General features: G+C 45.8%; 20 protein-coding genes. 9 read left to right on the top strand and 11 right to left on the bottom strand.

The window, feature by feature from the left end; translation table 11 throughout:
* The first annotated feature begins 134 nt into the window (after positions 1–134).
* Positions 135–1,832, top strand: coding sequence for a methyl-accepting chemotaxis protein (locus MHI51_RS29020; protein ID WP_405173432.1), 1,698 nt, complete (start codon positions 135–137; stop codon positions 1,830–1,832).
* Between the two features lie 77 nt (positions 1,833–1,909).
* Here the strand turns inward: MHI51_RS29020 and MHI51_RS29025 are convergent, their stop codons facing one another.
* The 3 genes from MHI51_RS29025 to MHI51_RS29035 all read right to left on the bottom strand — a co-directional run bounded on the left by MHI51_RS29025 (position 1,910) and on the right by MHI51_RS29035 (position 6,616).
* Positions 1,910–3,925 (bottom strand): EAL domain-containing protein, encoded by a 2,016-nt coding sequence (locus MHI51_RS29025; protein WP_038573706.1) that lies wholly within the window; start codon positions 3,923–3,925, stop codon positions 1,910–1,912.
* A gap of 233 nt (positions 3,926–4,158) precedes the next feature.
* Positions 4,159–5,817: a hypothetical protein gene (locus MHI51_RS29030; protein WP_076220347.1), complete on the bottom strand. Its 1,659-nt coding sequence runs from the start codon at positions 5,815–5,817 to the stop codon at positions 4,159–4,161.
* Positions 5,810–6,616, bottom strand: coding sequence for an ABC transporter ATP-binding protein (locus tag MHI51_RS29035; RefSeq protein ID WP_036682032.1), 807 nt, complete (start codon positions 6,614–6,616; stop codon positions 5,810–5,812). The genes MHI51_RS29030 and MHI51_RS29035 overlap by 8 nt, the downstream gene beginning before the upstream one ends.
* Before the next feature lie 481 nt (positions 6,617–7,097).
* Between MHI51_RS29035 and MHI51_RS29040 the strand changes: the two genes are divergently transcribed.
* Both MHI51_RS29040 and MHI51_RS29045 read left to right on the top strand, forming a co-directional pair.
* Positions 7,098–7,415 (top strand): transposase, encoded by a 318-nt coding sequence (locus tag MHI51_RS29040; protein WP_036683594.1) that lies wholly within the window; start codon positions 7,098–7,100, stop codon positions 7,413–7,415.
* An 11-nt stretch (positions 7,416–7,426) separates the two neighbouring features.
* Complete coding sequence (locus MHI51_RS29045; protein ID WP_405174048.1) at positions 7,427–8,290, top strand: IS3 family transposase; 864 nt, start codon at positions 7,427–7,429, stop codon at positions 8,288–8,290.
* A 305-nt stretch (positions 8,291–8,595) separates the two neighbouring features.
* On the opposite strand, the gene MHI51_RS29050 is transcribed toward MHI51_RS29045, so the two are convergent.
* Together MHI51_RS29050 and MHI51_RS29055 are read right to left on the bottom strand one after the other, a co-directional pair.
* The gene (locus MHI51_RS29050; RefSeq protein ID WP_405173433.1) at positions 8,596–12,315 is read right to left on the bottom strand and encodes an S-layer homology domain-containing protein; all 3,720 of its coding nucleotides are present in this window, start codon (positions 12,313–12,315) and stop codon (positions 8,596–8,598) included.
* Between the two features lie 73 nt (positions 12,316–12,388).
* Positions 12,389–13,159, bottom strand: coding sequence for a hypothetical protein (locus MHI51_RS29055; RefSeq protein WP_405173434.1), 771 nt, complete (start codon positions 13,157–13,159; stop codon positions 12,389–12,391).
* A 356-nt stretch (positions 13,160–13,515) separates the two neighbouring features.
* On the opposite strand from MHI51_RS29055, the gene MHI51_RS29060 reads away from it, so the two are divergent.
* Positions 13,516–14,871: a dicarboxylate/amino acid:cation symporter gene (locus tag MHI51_RS29060; protein ID WP_036682429.1), complete on the top strand. Its 1,356-nt coding sequence runs from the start codon at positions 13,516–13,518 to the stop codon at positions 14,869–14,871.
* Positions 14,872–14,959: 88 nt separating this feature from the next.
* Here the strand turns inward: MHI51_RS29060 and MHI51_RS29065 are convergent, their stop codons facing one another.
* The 4 genes from MHI51_RS29065 to MHI51_RS29080 all read right to left on the bottom strand — a co-directional run bounded on the left by MHI51_RS29065 (position 14,960) and on the right by MHI51_RS29080 (position 18,840).
* Positions 14,960–15,955, bottom strand: coding sequence for a Gfo/Idh/MocA family protein (locus tag MHI51_RS29065; protein ID WP_076219135.1), 996 nt, complete (start codon positions 15,953–15,955; stop codon positions 14,960–14,962).
* 163 nt (positions 15,956–16,118) lie between these two features.
* Positions 16,119–17,072, bottom strand: coding sequence for a 1,4-dihydroxy-2-naphthoate polyprenyltransferase (menA, locus tag MHI51_RS29070; RefSeq protein WP_076219134.1), 954 nt, complete (start codon positions 17,070–17,072; stop codon positions 16,119–16,121).
* A gap of 38 nt (positions 17,073–17,110) precedes the next feature.
* On the bottom strand, positions 17,111–17,887 hold the full coding sequence (locus tag MHI51_RS29075) for a DUF6081 family protein (protein ID WP_256718948.1): 777 nt from the start codon (positions 17,885–17,887) through the stop codon (positions 17,111–17,113).
* A gap of 35 nt (positions 17,888–17,922) precedes the next feature.
* Positions 17,923–18,840, bottom strand: a complete 918-nt coding sequence (locus tag MHI51_RS29080) for a prenyltransferase (protein ID WP_405173435.1) — start codon at positions 18,838–18,840, stop codon at positions 17,923–17,925.
* 336 nt (positions 18,841–19,176) lie between these two features.
* Between MHI51_RS29080 and MHI51_RS29085 the strand changes: the two genes are divergently transcribed.
* The 4 genes from MHI51_RS29085 to MHI51_RS29100 all read left to right on the top strand — a co-directional run bounded on the left by MHI51_RS29085 (position 19,177) and on the right by MHI51_RS29100 (position 22,407).
* Positions 19,177–19,800 (top strand): acetate uptake transporter, encoded by a 624-nt coding sequence (locus MHI51_RS29085; RefSeq protein WP_036682044.1) that lies wholly within the window; start codon positions 19,177–19,179, stop codon positions 19,798–19,800.
* 54 nt (positions 19,801–19,854) lie between these two features.
* Positions 19,855–20,172, top strand: a complete 318-nt coding sequence (locus MHI51_RS29090) for a hypothetical protein (protein ID WP_076124017.1) — start codon at positions 19,855–19,857, stop codon at positions 20,170–20,172.
* A 121-nt stretch (positions 20,173–20,293) separates the two neighbouring features.
* Entirely contained in the window at positions 20,294–20,770 is a 477-nt protein-coding gene (locus MHI51_RS29095) for a DsrE/DsrF/DrsH-like family protein (protein WP_036682046.1), read from the top strand.
* Positions 20,771–20,895: 125 nt separating this feature from the next.
* Positions 20,896–22,407, top strand: coding sequence for an aminotransferase class V-fold PLP-dependent enzyme (locus MHI51_RS29100; RefSeq protein WP_076219133.1), 1,512 nt, complete (start codon positions 20,896–20,898; stop codon positions 22,405–22,407).
* 12 nt (positions 22,408–22,419) lie between these two features.
* On the opposite strand, the gene MHI51_RS29105 is transcribed toward MHI51_RS29100, so the two are convergent.
* Together MHI51_RS29105 and MHI51_RS29110 are read right to left on the bottom strand one after the other, a co-directional pair.
* Positions 22,420–23,331 carry an aldo/keto reductase gene (locus MHI51_RS29105; protein ID WP_076276250.1) on the bottom strand — a complete coding sequence of 304 codons (912 nt, stop codon included), beginning with the start codon at positions 23,329–23,331 and terminating at the stop codon, positions 22,420–22,422.
* 59 nt (positions 23,332–23,390) lie between these two features.
* On the bottom strand, positions 23,391–24,008 hold the full coding sequence (locus MHI51_RS29110) for a TVP38/TMEM64 family protein (RefSeq protein ID WP_036682051.1): 618 nt from the start codon (positions 24,006–24,008) through the stop codon (positions 23,391–23,393).
* Between the two features lie 180 nt (positions 24,009–24,188).
* Here MHI51_RS29110 and MHI51_RS29115 point away from each other — a divergent pair, with 180 nt between their 5' ends.
* Positions 24,189–24,707 carry a GNAT family N-acetyltransferase gene (locus MHI51_RS29115; protein ID WP_076276251.1) on the top strand — a complete coding sequence of 173 codons (519 nt, stop codon included), beginning with the start codon at positions 24,189–24,191 and terminating at the stop codon, positions 24,705–24,707.
* Positions 24,708–24,714: the final 7 nt, after the last annotated feature.

Here is a 24,714-nt window from a genome sequence, read left to right on the forward strand (position 1 = left end):
CTTCCACGATTCTCCAATTTCCGACACAGAAATACTATATTCCATGTAAGGTTATAAGCATATCAATACGATATAATCGTAGAGGTGAGAGCTATTATCACTGAGAACATAATTTGTCAAGGTTGGTGCGAAGAATGAAATTAGCAACTAAATTAACTTGGATGATGTTCGTCGTCTTACTTCTTGTAGGATCATCCATCGGGTTTTTCGGATACCGTACAGCTTATAAGCAAGTAGACGAAGCCGCAGGTATCGAATTGGTAGGATGCGCTAATATTACAACCGGCCTGATTGACCCCGCAGACATTTCCGCATTGTTGGCAGGCGATCAAAGTAAACTGGAGGCTGTAGAGGATCGAATCGGTTGGATTGTAGCACATAAGGCTATTTTTAAAGAGGCATTCATCTTATCCTTAGACGGAAAAGTACTTGCCGCAGATTCAAGCTTCCAGGCTAGAGGTTATAAAGCAGGCGATACTTTTTATTTCCCAGCTGAAGTTAAGCAACATATCACTGAGTCCAAGCATTCCTCCTACTCCAAGGTTTATACATACGAAGGTACCTCACTTAAGACAGGTTACGGCCCCATCTATCAGGATCATGATCCATCTAAACCTATAGTTGCGCTGATGGCTATTAATTTCGATGGCTCCATAATTCAAGACCGAACTCAAGATATCATTGTTCAGCCTTTTATTATCGGTGCTTCCATTCTGGTTATAGCTATTGTGGCAGCTTATCTGTTAATCCGCCGAATGATTAGTCCGTTAACGAAGCTGTCCAAAGGGGTCAATCTTGTTGCACAGGGCGACCTTACTCATAATCCTATTTTATTCAACAGCAAGGATGAGATTGGTACATTAGCCCGTAATTTCAATGACATGACCCAAAGCCTGCGCTTACTTATTACCGAGGTCAATGAGACCTCCATGCAGGTAGCCTCCTCTTCCGAAGAGCTCTCCGCCAGTGCGCAGGAAACCAACCGGGCCGGTGAATATAGCGTCAATGTTACGATTGAACTTGCCGATACCGCGAATTCACAGCTGCAGAATATGGAGGGTGAATATAAGTCTGTACAAGACCTGTCTCGTTTCATCACAGAGATTGCAGGCAATGTAGATAACGCAATGAATAATGCGGTCAGCAACGCTAATAAAGCACGTACAGGCCGTGAGGCAATGGATTCCACCACACAGCAGATGAGAGTCGTAAGTGACAGTATTACCGACCTAGCACTCATTATTGAAACCTTGGGTGGTTATTCCAAAGAAATTGAAAATATCGTGGGTACTATTGCCAGCATCGCAGAAGAAACCAATCTCCTGTCCCTGAATGCAGCGATTGAAGCCGCAAGAGCTGGAGAAGAGGGAAGAGGGTTCGCGGTCGTTGCTCATTCCGTACGTAAGCTGGCTGAGCGCTCAGCCCATTCCGCTGCACAAATTGGCCAACTGGTCAACATCATCGTGAACCAGATGGATCAGGCTGGAGAAACTATGAAACGCTCTACAGAAGAGATGGAGCACGGCAGAGAAATGATTGCCACGGCAGGCCAGTCCTTCTCGGAGATTGAAATGTCTGTCTCGGGAATGGCCTCACAAAGCCAGCAGATCTCAGGAACGGTTCGCCAGCTTTCGCTGATCTCCGACCGTCTCGTTACAACCCTTCAGAATATCGTAAATGTCGCTAATCAGACAGCCAGCAGTGCAGAGACATTATCCGCTTCCTCAGAAGAACAGCTTGCCGCAATGGAGGAAGTTGAGTCTGCAGCAGCTTTCCTGTCCTCCCTAGCTGAGAAGCTGCAAATTCTGATTGAACGATTTAAGGTTTCTTAATAGCAAAGGGGCTAGCATCCAAGCAGAGATATTCTGCTTAGACGCTAGCCCCTTATTCTATGTATTGAGATCATCTGCTACGATACTGCTGTATTCGCTATAAACCACTGGCCCAGCTCATGCACCGGCATTGGCCGCCCATAATAATAACCCTGCATCACTCTGCAGCCTAAGGATTGCAGCAGCTCAATCTGCTCTGGTGTCTCCACGCCTTCCGCCACGACCTCCATATTAAGATTGGTGGCAATCGCAATGATATTACTGATAATGGCTTTCTTGGAATGCATCTTGCTCTTACGAATAAACACTTGATCAATCTTGAGTGTGTTAACTGGAATCTCATCTAAATTACCAAGGGATGAAAAGCCTGTCCCAAAGTCATCCAGTGATACCCTTACCCCAAGTGCCCGAAGTCTGGAGAGCTGCGCAACCGTCTCTTCCATGTTATTCATCGCAATGGACTCTGTAATCTCCAGTTCAAGGAAATGCGGCTCTAGACCTGAACGTGTGAGTGCTTCTTCTACAACATCGTATAAGCCCCCGCCCTCAAACATCCGTGCTGACATATTAATAGAGACTGCGACATTTGCTATCTCTTCCTTATGCCAAAGCATGTTCTGGCTGCATACATCATGCAGCATCCAATAGGTAATCGGGACAATCAGTCCCGTTTCCTCTGCAATGGGAATGAATTCAGCCGGGGAGATTATCCCATGTTCAGGGTGCCGCCAACGCAGCAGTGCTTCAAGACCCACGGTAACGTTCATATACGAATCCCATTTTGGCTGGTACACAACCATAAATTCGGAGCGTGCCAGCGCTTTACGAAGATCCTTCTCCAGCGACATCCGTCGCAGCTGATGGCGGTTCATCTCCTGATCGAACACACTGAATTTATTCTTACCCGAATCCTTAGAGGTATAAAGAGCTGTATCGGCTGCCTTCATTAACGCTGAGCGGTCAGTTCCATGCATAGGGGTCATACTGATCCCAACGCTTGCAGTAACATATAGCTCATTACCTTGAATACTGTAATATTTCTTAAGCTCATATAAAATGTGCTCTGCTTCCTCTTGCGCATCCTCCACAGTACAATCTGGAAGAGCGATCAGGAATTCATCTCCGCCCAAACGAAAGACCTTGCCCTTACTTCCTACAGAGCGTCTTAATCTTATAGCGACCTCTCGCAGTAACAAGTCCCCTATATCATGTCCAAGCGTATCATTAATCGACTTAAACCGATCCAGATCCACAAAAAATACGGCGCCAGATCTACTCCCGAAAAATTCATCTTTAAAATAACGTACCAGGCCATGCCTGTTCGGAAGATCGGTTAGCGGATCATAATAAGCCATCCGTTCCAGCACATGCCGGTCCAGAAATACAGCACCACCAGAAATCGCAAGCATAAATAGCGTTACCAAGGACACTCCCATTAAAAGAATAACATCAGTCTCCATAAAAAAAGTTGTATTGCCTAGTAGACCGTTATATTCAAAATGAGTCGCCCTTACACTCGTATAATGCAATCCAGTCACCGAAAATCCGATAAAGAGAGCAGAGTATAACTTCCAGCGGTTAAAACCCACATAGTCTTTAAACTTGTGAAATAGAAATAATCCGATAAAAGACGAGAGCATAACGAGGATTACAGCACATGTCTGAGTCCATATCTCATAATGAATCTCCGCTGCGATCTTCATGGAGGACATTCCGATATAATGCATAGCCGAAATTCCGCTGCCTAGAAGAACACCACTAACTATTAAACAACTTTTTCTTAAACGTGGCACAAACGTAATCCGGAATGCCGAATAGCAGCACAACACCCCAACCAATAACGATAATACAGCCCTGCCTGGATAATAATTCACGCTAAAAGGAAAACGGCTCGCCATAATCCCTACATAATGTATCGACCATATGCCACTGCCGAGTACACATGCCCCCGATATTAACCATAAGCGACGAACTTTCCCAAACGAACGAGGGACTTGCGAGATCAGATTCAGCGCGGAATAAGCTGCAGTCGCCGCTAGCGCAAATGATAGTAAAACAATCCAAACGTTATAGTGGATTCCCATTTTATCCATTAGTTAACCTCTTCACCGGTTTTGAATACCGTAATCGCTGCAGCGTATTTCTCAAGTAAAAAATCAGTACACGAATATCAGATAAATGGAAGAGTGCGTAAAGATTATAGGTTATCCCTGAAAAGCAACTTTAGATGTATTCTACCTTGTATTCAGCCGATTGTCTAAGAAAATACTGGAATTTATACCCTTTTTTTATGTCGGCAAAAAATGTCCATATTTGACGCATTCACTTACCCCGAAAAGTTGGATATGTGACCTGTGGTTGATGGGGTTTTGGGGAAGGTCTTTCGCCATAACCATTGATTCAAAACTACCAGAACTAACAGATAGATGTAAATTCCTCCGGTAAATAAAGTGAAGACGTAATGAATACCCGCCATCCCCATCAGCAAAAACATAAGCATGAAGGCGACTCCAGTGTAATCCTTTTGTTTGGCTGCCTCATAACGCTCTGAAAAAGGTAAGCTCCGCGGATAAACACGAAAGCAGATGACTGAGAAAATCAGCATGGCGAATAATACCACTACTAAATCAGGTACAATGTGCACACCGAACAACAGAATGAACAATACCGCATCTACAGCAAATAAAGGCAAGACTAGCCGTAGCAGTGCCGCCTTAAGCATCCCACGGTAAATAGGCGTGCTATCGGGTAAAGGAATCAGCCTATAAATCCAAGCTCCTTTATAACTTGTAGAGTATCGTAGCATCTGTATTACAGTCTGCATTAACATCGTGCAGAAATAGATTAACAAGTACACTTTTGAACCTTTAAGGGAACCATCATAACTATTCTGCAATATACCAAATATAAAAATAAACGGGAATGCGATAGAAAAGCCAAGTGCAGGATAGACCTTCAGCTTAAAATCGCGCTCATTCTTCATCATGGACCAAGTAAACCGAAAGAAAATCCCCTCTGCCGGTTCCTTGCATACTCTGCGCGAGAGCCACTCTGCGATCTGGCCCTTGTCTTTTCCACCGGAGCCTTGCTCCGCCAGCTTTTGCAAATTCCGTTCAAACTGCGGCATCAGCTTAATATAGGCTGCGATCAGTACAAGTGGGGTTATCAAAGCCAGCATTGAAAGAATGAAGTAATAGGGTTCTCTAGCTCCACCAAGCAACAGTTCAAACGGAGCCGCGAACCAAACCGGAAAAATAAAGTACTGCCACCAAGCAGGATGATAAGCAGCGCCAAGCTCAGTGAGGTTGAACAACCGGGAGATGAATTGATAGCCCACCATTATTCCGATCGTCAAAAGGATTTGCGTATAATTTATAATATCCTTGAGCTTCTCCCCATCAAAAAACCGCATGATCATCAGGTAGAGCAGTGCAGTTATTACGAGGATAAAACAGTCTAACAAGACAATTGTCACCGCATACATCAGAAAAAAAGCGATACCCTGCTTAAATAGGCTGAATACCAAAGATGGACCAGTGATCGACAATGTAACTGTCCCTAAGTAGAGAAGTACGTGGATGGTTTTGGCCATATTTAAGGTGGTACGGTTGACGGGTTTGGAAAAAAGAATATTTTTATCACGTAAATCAAGCATTACTGAAGAAAAGTCAGAGATCAGGGTTGTGGAGACAAAAAACATAATGATCCCAAAGGTTAAGCTCATTTGCAGCATATAGTGATCCTTGGATAGCGTTAGCGGAATTAATATTAAACCAAACAGTAAATAAATCCACTGTAATCGCAAGGGTGAACCTTCTTTAGCGTTCTCCTTTTTCTGCATACCTGCAAGCGCTGTAGGCGTTCTTCTTCCGTCCATGGTCAGTTTGATCTGTAAAATACTCCGCATGGTGTCGTAATCGACTCCAAATCTTATAAAGGCACCCCGCAGCTTATCCAACAGCCTCAGCACGAAGAAATCAGTCATAAGAGGATACCTCTTGCTCCTGCATGACCGCAACAAATTCACCAGCGATATCACGGTATTTATCAAATCCGGTTAATTGATTGAAAATATCTTCAAGCGTCCCTTCGCGGCCTTTCTCCTTCAGCTCTGCAAAACTTCCGTCCGCCACAATATCCCCGCCATCAATCAAAATGATCCGGCTGCTGATTTTCTCAACCACATCCATGATATGTGAGGAGTAAAAAATGGTCTTCCCCCTTGCTGCCAGCGATGCAAAAATCTCCTTCACTATCATCACGCTATTAGCATCCAAACCACTCAGCGGTTCATCCAGGAATAAAATATCAGGGTCATGCAGCATGCTGGAGATAAGCAGCACCTTTTGCTTCATCCCTTTTGAGAACGAAGAAATCCGCATATCGTAAGACTTCTCCAAACCTAACAGTGTAGTTAATTTTTTGGCCTTGTAGTCCGCCTCCGCGCGGCCTAACCCATACAGCTCGCCAACAAAGGTTAGATACTCTCTTGCAGTGAGGCTATCATATAATTCGGCTACCTCCGGCACATAACCTATACGTTTCTTGTAAGAAACATCTCCATCGGCAATATCCTTACCGAAAATCTCCACTTTACCGTTATATCCTTCTACCAGACCGAGCATAATCTTCACCGTTGTACTCTTGCCTGCCCCGTTAGGGCCGATATAACCAATAATTTGTCCTCTATATACCTTAAGATCAATTCCCTTTAGCACCATTCGGTCTGTATAGTTCATCCATAAACCTGAAATCGCTATGACCGGATCGTCAGCTAAACCCATATCTCAGTCCCCTTTCTAGTAACTAATCAATAATGTGAAATATTACTACTTTATGTAATTACAATAATTGTATCATTTAGTAGAATCCTCTTCCATGATTTAGTCTGCTAATCTTATGTCTAGTTAAAAAAAGAGTGGCCATTAGGCCACCCACTAGAGATTTATAGCGAAAGGCAGCGCCACCGATGCCACGAAATGGCTGTTGGCACCCCCTTTATTTGAGCAAACCGGCCTAAGATCAGCGTACGTTTGGTCGGGTAGCATTTATAAGTAAGAGAGCGAGCACGCTAGCGGACACAGCTGACCTTATACGCGGCTTTTTCCCACATTTGGAGTGCTAAAGGACCCCATAGTCGCTATCAGCATGAAAACCACCCTAAACGCATCTTTTTCTAAGTGATAGCGTCGCTGGTGAAGCTAGAATAAAAAGTGGACAGTAGTTAACAGACTGGCGATAATGAGTCCACGGAGGTGTGTTCACATGGGAGAACATCGACAACGGTATAACGAAGAGTTTAAAAAACAGACAGTGCAGTTCATTCAAGAGCAAACAAAGACAGTGGGCGACTTGGCGGAAGAGCTTAACATCCCAAAAAGTACCCTGCATCAATGGATGAGCCAGTATCGAGAACTAAAGAATGAACCGGCAGCTAGCGTGGATCGAGTACGGGAACTCGAGGCACAGTTGAAAGAAATGAGCCGTCAACTTCAAGAAAAAGATAACAAGATTGCCGATGTGGAAGAGGAATTAGCGATCGTAAAAAAAGCAGTGCACATCTTCAGCAAACCAAGGAACTGAGATTCCAGTTTATTGAAAAACATCGCTCCGAGTTTCTCTTGGAGAAGATGTGCATGACCCTACATGTGTCACGGAGCGGGTACTACAAGTGGCGGACAGAAAAAACCAGTACGCATATGCTTCGTAAGGCTGCGATAATGAAGCGAATTCAGTATCATTTTACAGACCATCAAAAGCGGTATGGGAGTCCGAAGATCACCCGCCTGTTACATCAAGAAGGTTATACCGTTACCGAACGCACGGTGAGTGTGTACATGCGACATATGAAGCTTCGCTCCATTGTCTCCAAAACGTATCGGGTACAGACCACTGACTCCAATCATGACCATCCGATTTCCCCGAATACGCTGAACCAGCAATTTAAAATACGCAGACCCAATTCAGTATGGGTTACCGACATTACGTACATTCCTTGCCGGGGAGGGCGCTTGTACCTGGCTAGTGTGATGGACCTTTGCACGCGCGAAATCGTGGGGTGGCGCTTGGAGAACCATATGGAAACTAGCTTAATTTCGGGCGCCTTACAAGATGCTTACGAAGCTAAACAACCGGAAAAGGGTCTATTACATCACTCCGATAGAGGTTCTCAATATACTTCTCATGAATACACGAAGCAGTTGAAAGCGTATGGCATGGAGTCCAGCATGAGCCGCAGAGGTAACTGTTATGATAACGCCTGTATCGAGTCGTGGCACAGCATTTTGAAAAAGGAGCTCATTTATTGTAATCCGCGATTCAAAACTAAGGAGCAAGCCTACCAAACACTTTTTCAATATATTGAGTTTTACTATAACCGCAAGCGAATGCATGGCGCGCTGGGGTATCTTTCTCCAGTTCGTTTTGCTGAGCAATTGACTAGAATGTCTGTTGCGTGACTGTCCACTTTCTTGACAGAGGTCCATGGAGTCCGAAACTATGCCCCAAAGGCTGGAAAGCGGAAAATAACGTCATCCGGGTCCGAAAGCCGCGCCGATAATGAATGAGCTGCTGAATCAAGCGGGCAAGAGGGCAAGAGGGCAAGCGGACAGGGCAAGGGCAACCAGCCAGCTAACAAACAAAAAAGCAGAGCAGCGATACTCCAATAAAGGAGGAATCGCTGCTCTGCTGCCTTAGTCAAACCAATTCGCCGCATTCATAGTTGACGCTACTTATGTGACGTCCGCTATGTCTTAGTGGCTGATTATTTGGATAGCAAATTGTAAATAACCTGTGCTGCTTCTGCTCTTGTAGTGACTTCCTTCGGATTGAGTTTACCGTTCGCTCCGGTCACTATGCCTCTCTCTACCAGCGCTTGAAGGGCTTCTTGTGCATAACCAGCGATCTGTCCAGCATCGCTAAAGCCAGAAAGCGTGGCCGCCGTCTTCTCAGATGGCAGTTCACCTAGCGCTACAAGCGAGCGGTACAAGAGTGTAAATAGCTCCTGCCTAGTGATCTGAATATCTGGCTGGAATTGATTATCTCCCGAACCCGTTGCTACCCCAAGACGCTTAGCTGTAGCAAGATAATTCGTATAGTACGTATTGCCTGCATCTGCAAAATTATCAGCAGCAATGGCATCCGGTGTGATGTCATAAGCCTTGAGCAACAAGACGATGAACTGCCCTCTAGTGATTGCAGCATTCGGACTGTAATGTTCGGCATCCGTACCAGATGTGATACTGCGTGCTGCCAAGAAACCTACTGCATGGCTATACCATGATGCCTCTGGAACATCTGCAAAGCTCACCTGATTATATCCAATAATATATTGGGAGAAATGTGTGGTTACGAAATCTACAGTTCCCTTGGCGGCATTGTAATTTCCACGTACATTGTCCAAGCTTCCAGTGCTGTTAATGTGATACACAATAACCGCATCTGACCGTTCTCCTGCTTGCAGCACATACGGTACGCTGATACGAACACTCCCCCCACCGAAGGTGGAAATCGTACTTTCACCCGCTATAACCGACAAGTCATAAACCGGTCTGTCTCCGAGAACCGCCTTGCCTTCTGCCGTTAATGACACCTTCGCGATTCTAACAATGATGTCTCCGGCATCTGAAGCTGCACTAATGCTCGCCAATGATTTGGCATCGAACGTAATCGTACCCACATTCTCATAATCAATGGTAATCTCCACCTTCGTTCCGGCGGCTAACTCATTAATTATGCTTCTTGGAAGAGTAAGATCAGCTGTTTGAGAATCCGAAGTAGCTGCAACTTTAATTTCAAGAACAGCCTTCTTCCCATCAGCTTCTGCCTTCTTAGCGAGACTCACAAATTCAGCAGCCGTTTCTTTTGTGATCGTTGCAGTAGTAACTCCTGTGGTTTTATCCGTTTTAGTTACTGCTGTTGCTGATAGGTTCACGGTATTCCCTGCTGTTGCCGCAGCAACCAGTTGCGGGCTTGCTGATGGTGTTGGTGTAGTCGTGCTCGGTGTAGAATTGCCACCCGATCCACCTGTTCCAGGATCTGAAATAGGCACATAGGCCGGAACCACAATGTCAGTCGCTGGACTTGCCTTATAACCTTCTTTGGCTGCGTATCTCACTTGATACGTGCCCGGTATTAATCCTGTAATTTCTTTATCTGGTGCATACACATAATTAGTTACACTAGACAGCTTATATTCTAAGGCTGTCGTGGTTCCCGTAATTCTTCCATCGTTGTTCGCTGCCGAGGTAGGAGCAACTCCCTGTAACCCAGTTGGAGCTGCTTGTTCCGCAGTGAATGCTGGAACGATTACATCTGCTGCTCTACCCGCGTTAAATCCCTCTTTAGCTGCGTATCTTACCTGATAGATACCCGGCACCAGTCCAACAATCTCTACATCTGATGCGTAGACATAATCGGTAACCGTAGACAGCTTATATTCCAGCGCTTTCGTAGTTCCTATAATTTTACCGTCATCATTAGCTGCACTGGTTGGTGCTACACCTACTAATCCTGTAGGTGCCGCTTGCTCACCATATGCCGGGACCTCAACTGTAGCGTCTTTACCAACGCTGTATCCCTCTTTTGCCGCATATCGCACATTATAGAAGCCCGGAGTAAGACCAGTGATGGCTACACCTGTTACAGGCTTATAATCAACTTCTCCAACGCCTTTATACTCCTGTCCTTCAGCAGAACCCGTAATTTGCCCATCATCATTAGCTTCAGAAGTAGGCGCTACACCTACCAGTCCTGTCGGGGCTGCTTGTTGATGCGTGTAAGCAGGAACTTCCACACTTACGTCTTCGCCAGCATTATAAGGAATGATTGTGGGTCCAGCTGCGGAGGTTGGCCCTTGATAGCCCGATGTTGCGGCATATCTTACCTTATATACACCAGGTGCAAGCCCTGTGATAGCTGATCCCGAAACTGGGGTGTAAGCCTCGTCTCCAGCAAGCTTAAATTCCAATGCTGCACTGGTGCCTACAATTTGCCCATCCTTATTGTCGGCCGTTGTTGGTGCTACACCCGTAAGTCCTGCCGGCACAGCTTCGAGCCTGGAGAATATTTTATCCAGTGCTGTTGTAGTGTTATTGTATCTCGCTCCGATTGGGTAATTAGCCTGCACGTAATCCGGTTGGATATTCGTCCAGCTGTACATAAGTTCAACATGCCCTAGAATCGGTGTGTTTTTGCCTCCTGCATCCTTGTTGTCCTTGTTATAAGTGAACAGATATGGAACCTGAAGTCTGTCTCCGCTCACAGTGTTTCCAAGTCCGTCTACATAACTAATTACAGTTGGTTTAGCAGCTGTATTGTTTTCGGTCTTGATATTGGTCAGATAAGTACGAACCAGATCAACATAAAGCTGCGCATACGGATGATTGGTGGTTCTAATCTGAAGCTCATTATTATTATGCGGATTCGCACTGCCCTTAGTGCCGCTGTTGTTATTAGGCTCAGCAACGGTCACACCAGCATCCAGCTTAGTGTCGAAGAAGTAGATCTTATGGATATTATGTTTTTTGGCATATTCGTTGATATATTTAATCACCGCTTGCGTGTTAGGGCACCACGAGCCGCCTAACAAAATCGCATAGTTTCCCTCACTCGCTAAAATTTGCTTCAGCTGATGATAGGTCACATGTTCATAAACAAGCGTGCCATCCGCTTCGTTGAAGATCGTAGGTTTGCCCTCATTTTCCCCTTCATAGTTCTTATTAAATGCCGCCTTGATATAAGCCGACTCGTCGATAGTGTCATATTGGGTAGCGGCACCCAGCACCTCACTTACTGATGTTTTATACGCATTAACCTTCGCCGCATCAAGTGTTCCGTTCGTCAGGAACTCATTCCACGAATAGCTCTTATCCAGGTAGGATACGACAGGAGCACTATTTCCCTGTGCATCCTTGTGATCCTTGTTGTATACCAATAAGAATGGAGACTCGAGCTTGTTAGCAGTCACAACTTCCCCGTTTGTATTGGTATAGCTGACATTGCGTTCTGGATCATCTTTGGAAGACAGATTTAAATTCTTCAAATACTTGTTGACCAGATCAACATATTTATAGGCAAATTTATTATTGCTGTCTGCAATCTGAAGGGTGTCCCCGTCCAGCTTAGTATCAAAGTTATAAATCGTAGAGATGCCATATTCCTTAGCTGCCTCGTTGATAAAGCCGATATCAGCCTGTGTATTCTCGCTCCAAGCACCGCCAACCAGAACAGCGTATGTGCCTTCACTCTCAAAAAGATGAACGATATCTTCATACGTCGCTGTTTTAAATACATGGTTAGCATCATTTAGACGGTCATAGACATGACTGAAATAGTCAAACTGGTTAACGCCGCCTTGTGAAGAGGTTATCGCCTCTGCGGTATCCGGATTAGCATAAACTCTTCCTGCCTGAGTAGGCAGGATTAGCAGGGAGGCTGCCAGCAGCAGCGTTACAATTTTTTTGAAGGTTAATGGTCGTATCATTATGTGCACCTCGCCTTAAATAGGTTTATGGGAAGAATGGGCTGAAAGGAATCCTGAATGAGCCTGCTGCTCATCAAGGACAAACCTCTTCCTCAGCGGCTGGTGCCGGTGCGGGTGCCTGAACCGTTTCCGCTGGAGCAGGAGCTGGTGCGCTGACCGTGGATGCAGGTGCAGAAGACGATGTTTTCGGTTGAGAAGACTCAACTACCGGAGCCGGGGTCGCTTTAACTACCTCTGTGGTAGAGAAGGTTATAGCTTTTTTGGAAGGTGTCTCCGTTGCTTTTGATACGGGAGCGGCGGTTTCCTTAGGCTGTTCAGATAAAACAGGAGCGGCGGTCGGCTGAACGGCTTTAGCGGTTACGTTTGCTTTTGGAGCAGTCGTAGGCGCAGCAGTTGGCACAGGCGTTGCCGCGCTGGTTTGCGGTTTAACAGATGCAGATACCGTTGTTGCAGCTGTTGCCGTCTTAGCGGTGTCCGCAGCCGGGGATGCAGCTGCTTTAGGCTGAACTGCACCCGCTTCTGGAGCTGCTGAAGCCACAACCTTCGCCGCAGAATCAACAGCTGCGGCTGGGGCCGCAGTAGCTTCTGCCGTGACTGTCTCAGCTGCTGGAGCCGAAGCTTCCGGCTGGACAGCTTCTGTTACAGCAGCCGCAGTAGCTTCTGCCTGAACAACAACTGCTGCCGCAGAAGTAGCTGCTGGTAAAGCTGCTGCGGTTACTGCTGTATTACTACTCTCTTGAATGGGTGCTGCCTCTGCTGTTTTTTTGTTAGCGGATACCGCGGCATACGTCAATGCGGAGAAGACGATAGCGGCGGCAACCAAAGAGATCGAAAGCTTTTTCATATGTGTACCATCCTTTTCAAATAAAATAAGAAACCCCTTCACTACATTCTTGTACCTTAAATCCGTAACTCTCCCTTCTCTAAAGTAAAAAAAAAGAGACTCAACGGGACGCAATTTACGCGTCTTTCGTTGAATCTCCGGCTGTCCAGTCGATTCCAATTGGCTTGTGATTAAGTTCCATATTATTCATGCCATAGTGCCTTGTCAATCAATTTTTATTTTTCACATGGTTTTTATCGGAATTAATTATTTTTAACATATAATTACATTGACTTTACTATAAATTCTATATAGATTGATCTCAATAGGATTAATCACATTAAAAAACTAGGTTTAAGGGGGTATTGGTAGTGAACATAGATAACAACTTATTATCCGCCATCGAAACGAACTGGTATGGATTTGTCGCCTCCATATTTGTGTTTGCAATTTTGTTTCTACTGGCACGTAAACGAATTGGATTTGGTACCCGGGTACTCATCGGACTTGGCATCGGACTTATTGCCGGTATATTCTTTCAGTACTTCGATTTAGAGACCAAAGCTATTAGCACATTCGGCAGCATTTATGTCAGCTTGATCCGCATGCTCGTCATTCCTTTAGTATTCGTACTCGTATTAAACAGCATTTCTTCCTTAACCAATCTGGAGTATCTACGCAAAATCGGGATCAAAACCTTCGCCTGGTTCCTCGGAACAACGGGCATCGCTTCTATTATCGGCCTATCCGTTGCGCTGCTGTTCAATCCCGGCCAAGGTATACAACAAGATGTACCCGCAGATTTTGCAGCCCGTGAAATCCCGACCTTCTCCCAGGTTATCCTCGATCTTGTTCCATCTAACCCTGTTAATGAAGCAGCTACGGGTAAGGTTGTGCCTCTACTCATTTTCGCGATCTTCCTAGCAGTGGCTATAATCAAGATTGGCTCCAAGAAACCGGAAGCCGTCAAGCCTGTACGTGATCTTATTGAATCCCTGACACTGATACTGCATCAGGTTGTGAAATTCATTATTCGCCTGACGCCTTATGGCGTATTCGCACTGATTGCCGGAATCACCGCACGTTATGGCTGGGAGACGTTGCAGGAGCTAGGCAGTGTAATTATAACCTCGTACGTAGCAATGATTATACATTTTGTACTTATCTTTGGCGGATTGGTTCTATTAGTAGCGAAGGTGAATCCAATTCGTTTCTTCCGCAAAGTGTATCCAACCATTACCGTTGCCTTCACAACCAGAAGCAGCTACGCAACCCTACCGGTCAATCTAGAAGTGATTACGAAGCGGCTTCATGTCTCCCCGCGGATCGCGAGCTTTATCGCACCGTTAGGGGCATCTGTGAACTTTAATGCGTGCGGTGGGATTTGGCCAGCTATTGTGGCTGTATTTACCGCCCAAGTATTCGGTATTGATCTGAACTGGACCGACTATATTACACTGGTATTAGTAAGTATTATTTCTTCCATTGGTGTAGCTGGCGTACCTGGACCAGCCGTAATCTCCACCACAGTAGTCTTAACTGCTCTCGGCCTGCCGCTTGAAGGAATCGCTATCGTTGCAGGTGTTGAAGCGCTCATCGATATGGGCCGTACCGCTGTAAACGCAACTGGAACAGCTGTAACAGCTCTGTTAGTAGCTAATTCCGAAGGTGAATTTGACCGCGAAGCGTTTAATAGCAATGATGACGATGATATTCTCTTGAGCACCGTGTAAAAGCTGAAACTGTAAAAACCTCCGGAATCTGCGTAAAGCAGAGCGCCCGGAGGTTTTTTTTGCATAGATTCCTATTGGATTCATCTTCTTATAGCATACTAATTCTTTCCCGCTTTTTAGCAGAAGCTAGACAAGTCTCGATCAATTGCATGCCCAGCACTGCATCCTCAGGTGCAAAGAATTTTTTTCCTGTAAATACTGCGGCGGCAAAATCATCGACCTCCCGTGTATAGGGATTCGCCCCGGTGGCATCAACCCGTCTTACCCCTTCTCCCGTATGCACAAAAAATTCAGCATCCTCATCTCTAGCATTAAAAGGCATAGGCACTTCAACCATTCCATCGGTCCCCAGAATCTCTAACAGCTGGCGGTTATATGCCCACATCCCGCAATCAAAAATCAGGCTTAGCCCCTTCGGAAACTCTACCAGTCCTGAAGCCATCATATCTACGTTGTCATGCTCCGGAGAGAACATAGCATGTACTGTCACGGCTTCCGGCTCAGCTCCGAACAGCAGTCGTGCTGCACTTAGCGGATAACAGCCGATATCATAAAGCGAGCCGCCGCCCCAAGCGGATTTAAAGCGAATATTAGAGGTATCTGTAGCGTCATTATAAGTAAAAGTGCCTCGAATGGAGCGTAATTCGCCAATTTCACCGCTAGCTATAATCTCTTGCAATTCCGCAATCCGAGGATGATGCCGATACATATAAGCTTCTGCCAAATGGACTCCAGCATCATTACAAGCTTTTACCATCTCAGCCGCTTCTTCACTGTTCATCGCGATCGGTTTCTCACATAAGATATGTTTTCCAGCTTCCGCCGCACGGATTACCCATTCCCGATGGAGGTGATTTGGCAGTGGAATATACACCGCATCAATATCCTTATCCGCCAGTAATTCCTCATAGCTGCCGTAAGCTTTATCTATTCCGAACTCTGCGGCTACAGCGCTGCTTTTTTCTAAACCGCGACTGGCTACCGCTGTAATCATTCCCGTCTCCGAATCCATTATAGCCGGCATCACTGAACCTGTCGCAATCTGCGCACAGCCCATGATTCCCCAGCGAAGTTTTTGCACCATCGTTGCTAACCTTCTTCCTTATAGATTACTTACTATACTTAAAGCCACCTTATCATAGAATGAAACGTTTCTCTAACAGAAAGAAGCCTGCAAATTGCAAAAAAACAGTGCCAAAAGGAGCTCCAACCCCGATAGACACTGCTTTTATATAAAATATGAATGTTTATATTAGTGCATTTAACAGCACAGCCGCACCCAGCACAACTATACGCGCAAGGTTCATCAATACGAAGTTTTTGACGGCAAGAATAAAGGTACTCGCCTTCTCCTGTTTCTCTGTGAACAAGGCAATATTTCGGCGAAGCGGGATCAGCGTAAGTAGAATCAACAGAACCAGAATAGGGTTAATCCCTAAGATCAGCAGCACTACAAGATCCAGATAAGAGACATAGTAGAGATATTTAAAAAGCACAAGCGCATTGCGGCGGCCAATGTACACCGGAAGCGTGTACCTGCGATTCTCCACATCCTCATCAATATCACAAATATTATTAGCGAGCATAATCCCTGCGATCCCCAGAATAGCGGGCACGGAAAACCAGAAAAGGTACAGCACTTCCACGATGTTGATATTCAAGCTGACCCAGCCGTTCTGAAGCAGCAGTGAAACCACATGCTCATCCGTATGGATATAGGCAGAGATAAAAATAATAACAAAGCCCATAAACAAACCCGAGAACAGCTCACCTAACGGCATACGCGAGATGGGAATCGGCCCGAACGAATAAAGTATACCGATCAAGAACGACAGTCCACCCAGCAAAAAGACCAGCAAACCCGTCTGAGTGACAAGCGCAATCCCGCCCCCTGCTGCCAGCGCCAGCAAAATAACAATCGTCGCCACGACGGTGCGCTCTTTTAGCTTAAAATGAACAATCGGATTATGCGTTTCGTAGCCGTAGCCGTGGGTTTTGGAGGCTTTTTTGAAATCGTAATAGTTGTTAATCGCCGTCGTCGCCATATCGAAGCTAAGCAAAGACACGAACATCAATCCAAAACGCAGTACGTAAAAATCCTCAAACCGGTACAGGGCATACAACGTTCCCATTAGAAACGGAATAATACTGGCTACCTTCGTCGGCAGCTCCACAAATCTTAGAAAGCTTTTAATATTCACACCATACACCCTTATCTGTCAAATGAGCCTGCAAGGCATTACTGTTCAGTTGTTGTAACCGTCACTGGGGACCATTCTGCAATAACTGTTTGTCCATGTACAGACACACTGCCTTCAGGACTCAGATCCTTCTCTGTCATAATTCCGAGCGCTACAGTGAAGTTATTGAATTTAAGCGGTATATTTTTCTCGCGGCGTACTTCCTTGCCGTTCAAATAGAATACAGCCTCATCATTGCCACGGTGATAGGTAATACGGTACGTATTGAATTCCCGTGGTTTGAAATCCGTATTTTCTTTAAAGATGCAGAAATATTTCGTTCCAGTGCTTTCTGGCACTTGTACACCCGGGAACGGCAAAATACCATATACACTAGCATATTTGTCATTTCCCGCGAAGAAATCGAGCGCAGCGCCTGTCGTGAAATCCAGCAGGTTCAGCGATACATATCCATCATACAGATCTCCAGGTGCAGTTCCTTGTGTACGGCAACGAATTTGCAGCTCAATGCTAATCTCTCCAGCTTCCGGAATCTCCACTGGCTTGGCTGAATAATACATGTGCTTGGCATTGTCCAGAATTTGCACTTGATGGTTCTCACGAGATAACTTCGCACGTACATACAAGGTATCATTACGAACGATAACTACAGCCTCCGGCTCACGGTAAGCCCAAAATGATCCGTCAGGCAGTGTAAATCCACCCGTCTTCCAGACCTTTCCTTCTTCTAAAATGGAGTGGAAATCCCCAAGAACCATGCGATTGCCTTTAACTTGTTGTTCTTCTGCCATCAATTCCTTGTCCTTCTTTTCCATGAAAGCTCACTCCTTCTGTAGTCCATCTATTAGTATCAGATCAAGCCTTGAATTAATAAAGTTATTGCCATTACTACTCCGCAGCGTACGGAGGCTTTTTGTGAAGCGCCCATCAGCGGGATATAAGCCGGCGAAGCATTATGTTGCTCGAGACTACTGTAAATGCGCAGCGGCCAGAAAGCTGTAACCAGCGCCAGCAGTGCGTAAACAGGAAGTACACCCAACAGCACACAGACTATCACCGAAGCGTAGCCAGTGAAAAGAAGTACCCGTGAGAATACAAGTGCCTTTTGTTCTCCCCATACTACAACAAGCGTAAGCTTACCCGCCTGCTCATCCGCTTTCCAATGTAGGAAATGGTGATTAAACAACAATAATGTAGTTAAAAATCCGACAGGCAGCGAGAGAATTACAGGCTTCATGCTAAACTGACCGGTTTGTACGAAATAGGAGCCTAATACAGGCATAATCCCAAAAGCAATAAAAATGGCCATCTCACTATAACCTTTGCCGCGATAGCCATAACGCAGTGGCGGAGCCACATAGAAATAAGCGATTAAAGCACCAACAAGTACAAACCAGAGGATATTCCAACCGCTATATATACTAAGAATCCCACCACAGATAAGGGCAATCGCCAGCATACTCCAAGTCATCCTTGCATAAAAAGACTCCGAGAGAATCCCACCTGTCAGTAGCCCGGAGTTTGTGCTGATTTCACCAGCGGAATTCTTTGCTTCTGTATCGGTTCCGTTGCGGAAGTCCCACAGATCATTCACCATATTGGAGAACAAATGCGCCGAAATCGCCCCTATTAAGGTAAGAATAAATAAAACCGGATGGAATGTCCCTTCCCATACATATGCCCCAACGGTCCCCAAAACAATCGGGATGAGCATAACAGAAAAACTCCAAAACCGGGTCGCCTTGGTAAATAATGTCCATTTGTCCACTTCAAGCTTACCGCCTTTTTCATATGATTTGATAATAATTATCACTGACTATTATACATCAATTTTCGATAGATTGTGAAGATTATCACTGCATATAATGTCTATTCTTGACATAATACTTCCGTTTGTTTGGTTAAGTATCTTGATAATGGAAGATAAAAATGTAAACCATTCCTTTTTTTCACGCAGGACCCCTATTTTACGACAAAAAATGAGTGTTGTTTTATAGGCAAGCACATACCGATATGATATGATAGGCAAGCCTATGAACAGTGCCCCTTACGGGCTGTTTTTAAGAGCGTAAAACTATATATAATAATGGAGGCTTTTACTGTCATGTCAGCGCAATCCCCTAACACCCAATCTGTCAAAATCGTCACTGCCGACCCTAGCGCCATCGGGCTATTCGGACTGGCTATTGTCACATTGGTCGCTTCTTCACAGAAGCTTGAATTTACAACAGGACTTAGCTACGTTATTCCTTGGGCTATCTTCCTGGGAGCATTCGCGCAGCTATTCGCCGCCATTCAGGATGCTAAGCACAACAATACCTTTGGTATGACCGCCTTTGGCGCCTACGCTTTCTTTTGGTTCGGCATGGCTAGCAGCTGGCTAATCAAGCTTGGCGTATTTGGTCCAACGCTTGCGGAGGCTGTAGATCCTAAGCAGCTCGGATTTGTATTTCTGGGTTACTTGATCTTCACACTCTTTATGACGATTGGTGCCGTTGAGGCAAATAGAGTTCTGCTTATCATTTTTGTATTGATAGATTTTCTCTTTATCGGACTAACCTTTGATTCCTTTGGGATCGCTCCAGAATTCTTCCATAAGCTAGCTGCTTGTGCTGAGCTTGGTATTGGTATCGTGTCCCTTTACGGATGTGGAGCATCCGTGCTAAACGCTCATTTCGGCCGCAGCTTCTTACCGATTGGAGCTCCGCTGGGCATCTTCAAAAAATAGAAATTGTTCTGATCTGAAACTAATACTTTTGCAAGCCGAAAGGATGCTGAGACTATGCATGTCCTGTCCTCTTCTGAATTAGCGGTAACTGCTATTTTCGCCCTTATTCTCGCAGTTATTGCCTACCTGATCATTCGGAATATCCCGAAGATGGTTGGCGATATTGCGGCTTTTCGCAAAAGAACACTGGTTTGGACCCAAGTTTCACTAGTACTAACGGTGCTTCAGTTGAATTTTAAAGCAGGCGATTGGCGCTTTTCTATCGTCCTTGGACTCATTGTGTTATTTACCGGAGCTATTTGGCTGTCCGCCCGTTATTACGACATCAGTCGCAATGCAGGTCCAGAATCTAAAGATCCTGAAGTACATTAGTAAATCTCAAGCTCCCGAAAGGGGGCTTTTTTTTATAATTTCAGAAAGCTTCTTCGCATAGTTCTCCCCCTCACAACCATACTAATGACATTCTAATAAAAGTAACGGGAGGATTATCAGGGTGAGCAAAAAAATCAATCTGCTAATGTTCAGTGGGGAATACGACAAAGCGATGGCTGGACTGATCCTAGCGAATGCCGCAAGAGATATCGATGTCGAGGTTACTATGTTTTTTTCATTCTGGGGTCTATTTTTAGTGCGTGATCCGGAGAAAATGACTCTTGAGGACAAGAGTATCTACGAGAAGCTGATGGATGTTATTACACCGAAGGGCCCTGGGCAGCTGCCGCTCTCTCATCTGAACTTTAGCGGGCTGGGACGAATGATGCTGGAGGAAATGATGGAGGAACAAGGCGCACCGAAGCTGATTCATTTTCTAAAAGGGGCTCGTAAAAAAAACATCAAATTCTATGCCTGCAAGCTCTCTGTGGAGATCATGGGCTTTAAGCCCGAGGAACTGCTGCCAGAGGTCGAAATCATCGATGCTGCGGCATATTTAAAAGATGCTTTAGAAAGTGATGTACAGTTATTTATTTAAAGTCTGACTAGGCTTTAACCCAATCCCCCATGCAGGCATATACTGTTGCCATAGAAACTACTGGCACGCCGAAAATACACCCCATTAACTTAACACTGACGGCGTACGGGCTGGAGGGAATATCCGTGCTAAACATCATCCACGCCTCTTCTGCAGAGACGCCCGCTTCATTACAAGACCATTTTGATACTTTTCGTGGTCACACCATCGGCATTCGGCATCAAATCAACACCCCTTATGGCAGACAGCCGCTTCTGTATGCCGATTGGACCGCAAGCGGGCGCTTATATGAACCGATCGAACGCAAGTTGCAGGAAGCCTTCGGTCCCTACGTCAGCAATCCACATACAGATTCCAACACCACCGGACTAATCATGACGCAGGCTTATAATGAAGCTCGCCAAATCATCAAGAACCATGTAAATGCTGGCCCTCAGGATGTACTGCTCTTCTGCGGCAATGGAACAACAGGAGCCGTGAACAAGCTGCAGCGTATCATGGGATTAAGGCTCCCGGAATGGCTACTGGAACATAATAACCGTGCACTGGAAGACCGCCCCGTTATCTTCACCAGCCATATGGAGCATCATTCCAATATTCTTCCTTGGCAGGAGGGACTTGGTGACGTCGTTACCATTCCCGCCGGAAAGGACGGAAATATTGACCCTCAACAGCTTGAAGACCAACTGCGACTGTACCCCAATCGCCGTTTCAAGATTGGTTCATTTACAGCTTGTTCTAATGTGACTGGAATTCAGACGCCTTACGCAAAGCTAGCGGCTACTATGCATCGTCATGGGGGCGTATGCTTTGTGGATTTTGCCGCCAGTGCTCCCTACGAGCCTATCAATATGCACCCCCCTTCTCCACTGGAGAAGCTTGATGCGATCTTTTTTTCTCCGCATAAATTTCTGGGTGGGCCGGGCACAAATGGCGTTCTAATCTTTGATGAAGCACTGAGCAATGGACGTATTCCTGACGAACCGGGTGGAGGTACAGTAGCCTGGGTCAACCCTTGGGGAGGACGCCGCTACACCAATGCGATTGAGATGCGGGAAGACGGGGGAACACCGGGGTTTTTACAGGCTTTTCGCACGGCACTTTGCGTTAAGCTGAAGGAGCAGATGAATGGAAAAGGTCAATATATGGTGATTAGAGAACACGAGCTGTGTCAGGAATTAATGGCAGGACTCCGCAGCATCCCGGAATGCGCGCTGCTGGCCGGAGATCATACAGAACGTCATGGAATCGTCTCTTTTACACTTCGTGATATCCATTACAACCTCGCTGTTCAGCTGTTGAATGACCGTTTCGGCATACAAGCTCGAGGCGGCTGCTCTTGTGCAGGTCCATACGGACATTACCTGCTTGGATTAGGGTGGACGCAATCCGCTCAGATTGCCGGAGCGATCATGAGCGGCGACCAATCCTTCAGACCAGGGTGGATTCGCATCTCCCTACATCCCATTATGACTAATCAGGAAGTAGAGAGAATTGTATCCGCTGTAAGGAGTATTGCGACCCATGTCCAGCAATGGAAGCAGGACTACCTTTACGATACTTCCACGAACAGCTGGAATCATATCTACGCGCAGCATTCACCCGAGATGAAGCTCCAAGAACTCTTCACCATGTAACAATCTAACTTATCACACGTTGCCCTTCACCATGTCCAAATCGGCAGCACTGGCATTGGAGATGACCTGTTCTACATTTTTGCAGCCCGGAATTACACTGGTTACTGCGGAATGCTGGAGACACCAAGCCAAAGCCCACTGCGCCATATCCAGACCTGACGGCACTTCATTAGCAGCAATTTCTGCTACTGCGCGCAGCTGCTTTTGTCTTACATCCTCTTTATGGTTAGCTCGCACATCACCCTGAGCAAAAACCGCATCTGGCTTATACTTGCCGCTCAAATAACCACTGGCTAACGGAACGCGAGCTAACACACCTAATTGATGCTCGATGCACAGCGGAAGAATCTCTTCTTCAGGTTGACGATCCAGCCGATTATATACTACTTGTATGGCCTCTGCTTGCACATCCGCTGCCGCAGAGGTCTGGTGCACCCCCGAGCCGGATGCACTGATCGACACGCCCAAATGACGGATTTTTCCGGCTTGCTTCTGTCTGTCGAGCATACTCCACAGCTTATCATTATCGAATTGCTCATCCGTTCCGGAATGGAATTGATAAAGGTCAACATACTCTGTTTGGAGTGCGCGGAGGGAGTCGTCCAGCTGCTTAAGCACATCCTCAGCACGCCATAGCTGTTCCCGCTGCAAATGCCCCTGAAAATGATGGCCAAATTTCGTAGCTACAACCCAGTCCTCGCGTTTGCGGCGCGCCAGATAATCCCCGATGAACTTCTCCGACAAGTGATCTCCGTAACATTCTGCCGTATCAATCAGATTAATACCCAGCTCTCCAGCCTTATCCAGCATGGCATCGACTTCAACCTGAGTGAAATCCTTGCCCCACTCTCCGCCAAACTGCCAAGTCCCTAGGCCAATCACCGAGACATTCATTCCTGTACTGCCAAGCTTACGATATTTCATCATCATTTCCTCCTTTATTCTATTTAAATTTAGGGATTCCAGTTAATTCGGACTCTATGCTAAGCTATCTTGTTCCCATCCTGTGCTGTTCTAGCAAAACGCGCTTCGATGGCTTTGACTCCCCATAACGACAGCCCGATAAACAACAGAACATAGATAATCTCCCACGGCTGGCGAATGAAACGTTCCAGATCGTTGCCAATGTATGAAACTGCGAATACCATAATCGCTTTGCCTACCGTGAGCGCAAGAAGATACGAACGGAACCTCATCCCGGCAAGCCCCGCTGCCATATTAATCACAACAAAAGGCCCTACCGGAAATATACTAAGCAGAAAAACATAGCTAAATCCGCTTTGCCGCACCCACGTCATGCTTTTGGCTACTTTGGGCCGCGCTGCCCATTTTCGTAAATAACGATGGGAGGCTACTTTGCGGATAATCCAAAAGGTAGTCACACAGCCTGCAACCAGACCGATCCAAGAATACAAAAAACCTAACCATAAACCATATACGGCCCCATTTAACCCTACGATCGCAATAGTTGGCAGTGGTGGTATAAATGATTTCATAAACGTTAACGCAATGCCCGGAAAGGGCCCAAACGAACGATATTGTTCAAGCAGATGCCGCAGATTATCCTCTGTCAGCCAAGACATAATATCAAGAAAATACATAACCAGCTGATCTCCTCATCCGATTGGAATTCTTAACACTTGGTCTCAATTATACACGAAGTTACGTTCATTCCTACAGTGCCGCCAATATAGAGTGAGCAACCGGGACTAATTAAATGACAGGGAGAAAATTCTTCGTTACTATAGACAAAAATACATATTAGACGGGGGCATAAGGTTATGATCATTCATTCAGAAACGTTGGATCTGCAAACTACCACTGAGCAGGATTTAGCGTTCGTTCTAGCCATTGAACAAAGTGAGCTTAATCGTGCCTATATCGGACAGTGGAGTAAAGAGGAGCACATTACGGCTATCCATGATCCAGATATCCTGCATCTTACAATTTGGGAGAGGTCCGGGAAAAGAGTCGGCTATATCATCGTATCAGGACTTCAAGATATTCATCTTACCGTTTGTATTAAACGAATCGTCATCCATTCCAAGGGCTTTGGGTATGGCAAACTGTCGCTTCGTCTCGTGAGCGACTGGATCTTCCAGCACACCGAGACGCATCGGCTATGGTTGGATGTTAGAGATCACAACCACAGGGCTCGCCATGTCTATGAAAGCTGTGGCTTTACACTGGAAGGGACTCTACGTGATTGTATGAAGGTTGAGGGACATTTTGAATCTCTGCATATCATGTCCATATTACGGTATGAGTATATAGAGCGTGAGCAGCAGCGACAGAAATAGATTAGGG

The organism is Paenibacillus sp. FSL H8-0260 (assembly GCF_045040625.1).
GTDB lineage: Bacteria > Bacillota > Bacilli > Paenibacillales > Paenibacillaceae > Paenibacillus_AQ > Paenibacillus_AQ odorifer.

Coding starts and splice junctions, on each gene's coding strand:
- MHI51_RS29020 (WP_405173432.1), top strand. CDS start 135: ATGAAATTAGCAACTAAATTAACTTGGATGATGTTCGTCGTCTTACTT.
- MHI51_RS29065 (WP_076219135.1), bottom strand. CDS start 15,955: ATGGTGCAAAAACTTCGCTGGGGAATCATGGGCTGTGCGCAGATTGCG.
- MHI51_RS29040 (WP_036683594.1), top strand. CDS start 7,098: ATGGGAGAACATCGACAACGGTATAACGAAGAGTTTAAAAAACAGACA.
- MHI51_RS29105 (WP_076276250.1), bottom strand. CDS start 23,331: ATGAAATATCGTAAGCTTGGCAGTACAGGAATGAATGTCTCGGTGATT.
- MHI51_RS29075 (WP_256718948.1), bottom strand. CDS start 17,887: ATGGAAAAGAAGGACAAGGAATTGATGGCAGAAGAACAACAAGTTAAA.
- MHI51_RS29085 (WP_036682044.1), top strand. CDS start 19,177: ATGTCAGCGCAATCCCCTAACACCCAATCTGTCAAAATCGTCACTGCC.
- MHI51_RS29110 (WP_036682051.1), bottom strand. CDS start 24,008: ATGTATTTTCTTGATATTATGTCTTGGCTGACAGAGGATAATCTGCGG.
- MHI51_RS29025 (WP_038573706.1), bottom strand. CDS start 3,925: ATGGATAAAATGGGAATCCACTATAACGTTTGGATTGTTTTACTATCA.
- MHI51_RS29090 (WP_076124017.1), top strand. CDS start 19,855: ATGCATGTCCTGTCCTCTTCTGAATTAGCGGTAACTGCTATTTTCGCC.
- MHI51_RS29050 (WP_405173433.1), bottom strand. CDS start 12,315: ATGATACGACCATTAACCTTCAAAAAAATTGTAACGCTGCTGCTGGCA.
- MHI51_RS29030 (WP_076220347.1), bottom strand. CDS start 5,817: ATGACTGATTTCTTCGTGCTGAGGCTGTTGGATAAGCTGCGGGGTGCC.
- MHI51_RS29115 (WP_076276251.1), top strand. CDS start 24,189: ATGATCATTCATTCAGAAACGTTGGATCTGCAAACTACCACTGAGCAG.
- MHI51_RS29055 (WP_405173434.1), bottom strand. CDS start 13,159: ATGAAAAAGCTTTCGATCTCTTTGGTTGCCGCCGCTATCGTCTTCTCC.
- MHI51_RS29035 (WP_036682032.1), bottom strand. CDS start 6,616: ATGGGTTTAGCTGACGATCCGGTCATAGCGATTTCAGGTTTATGGATG.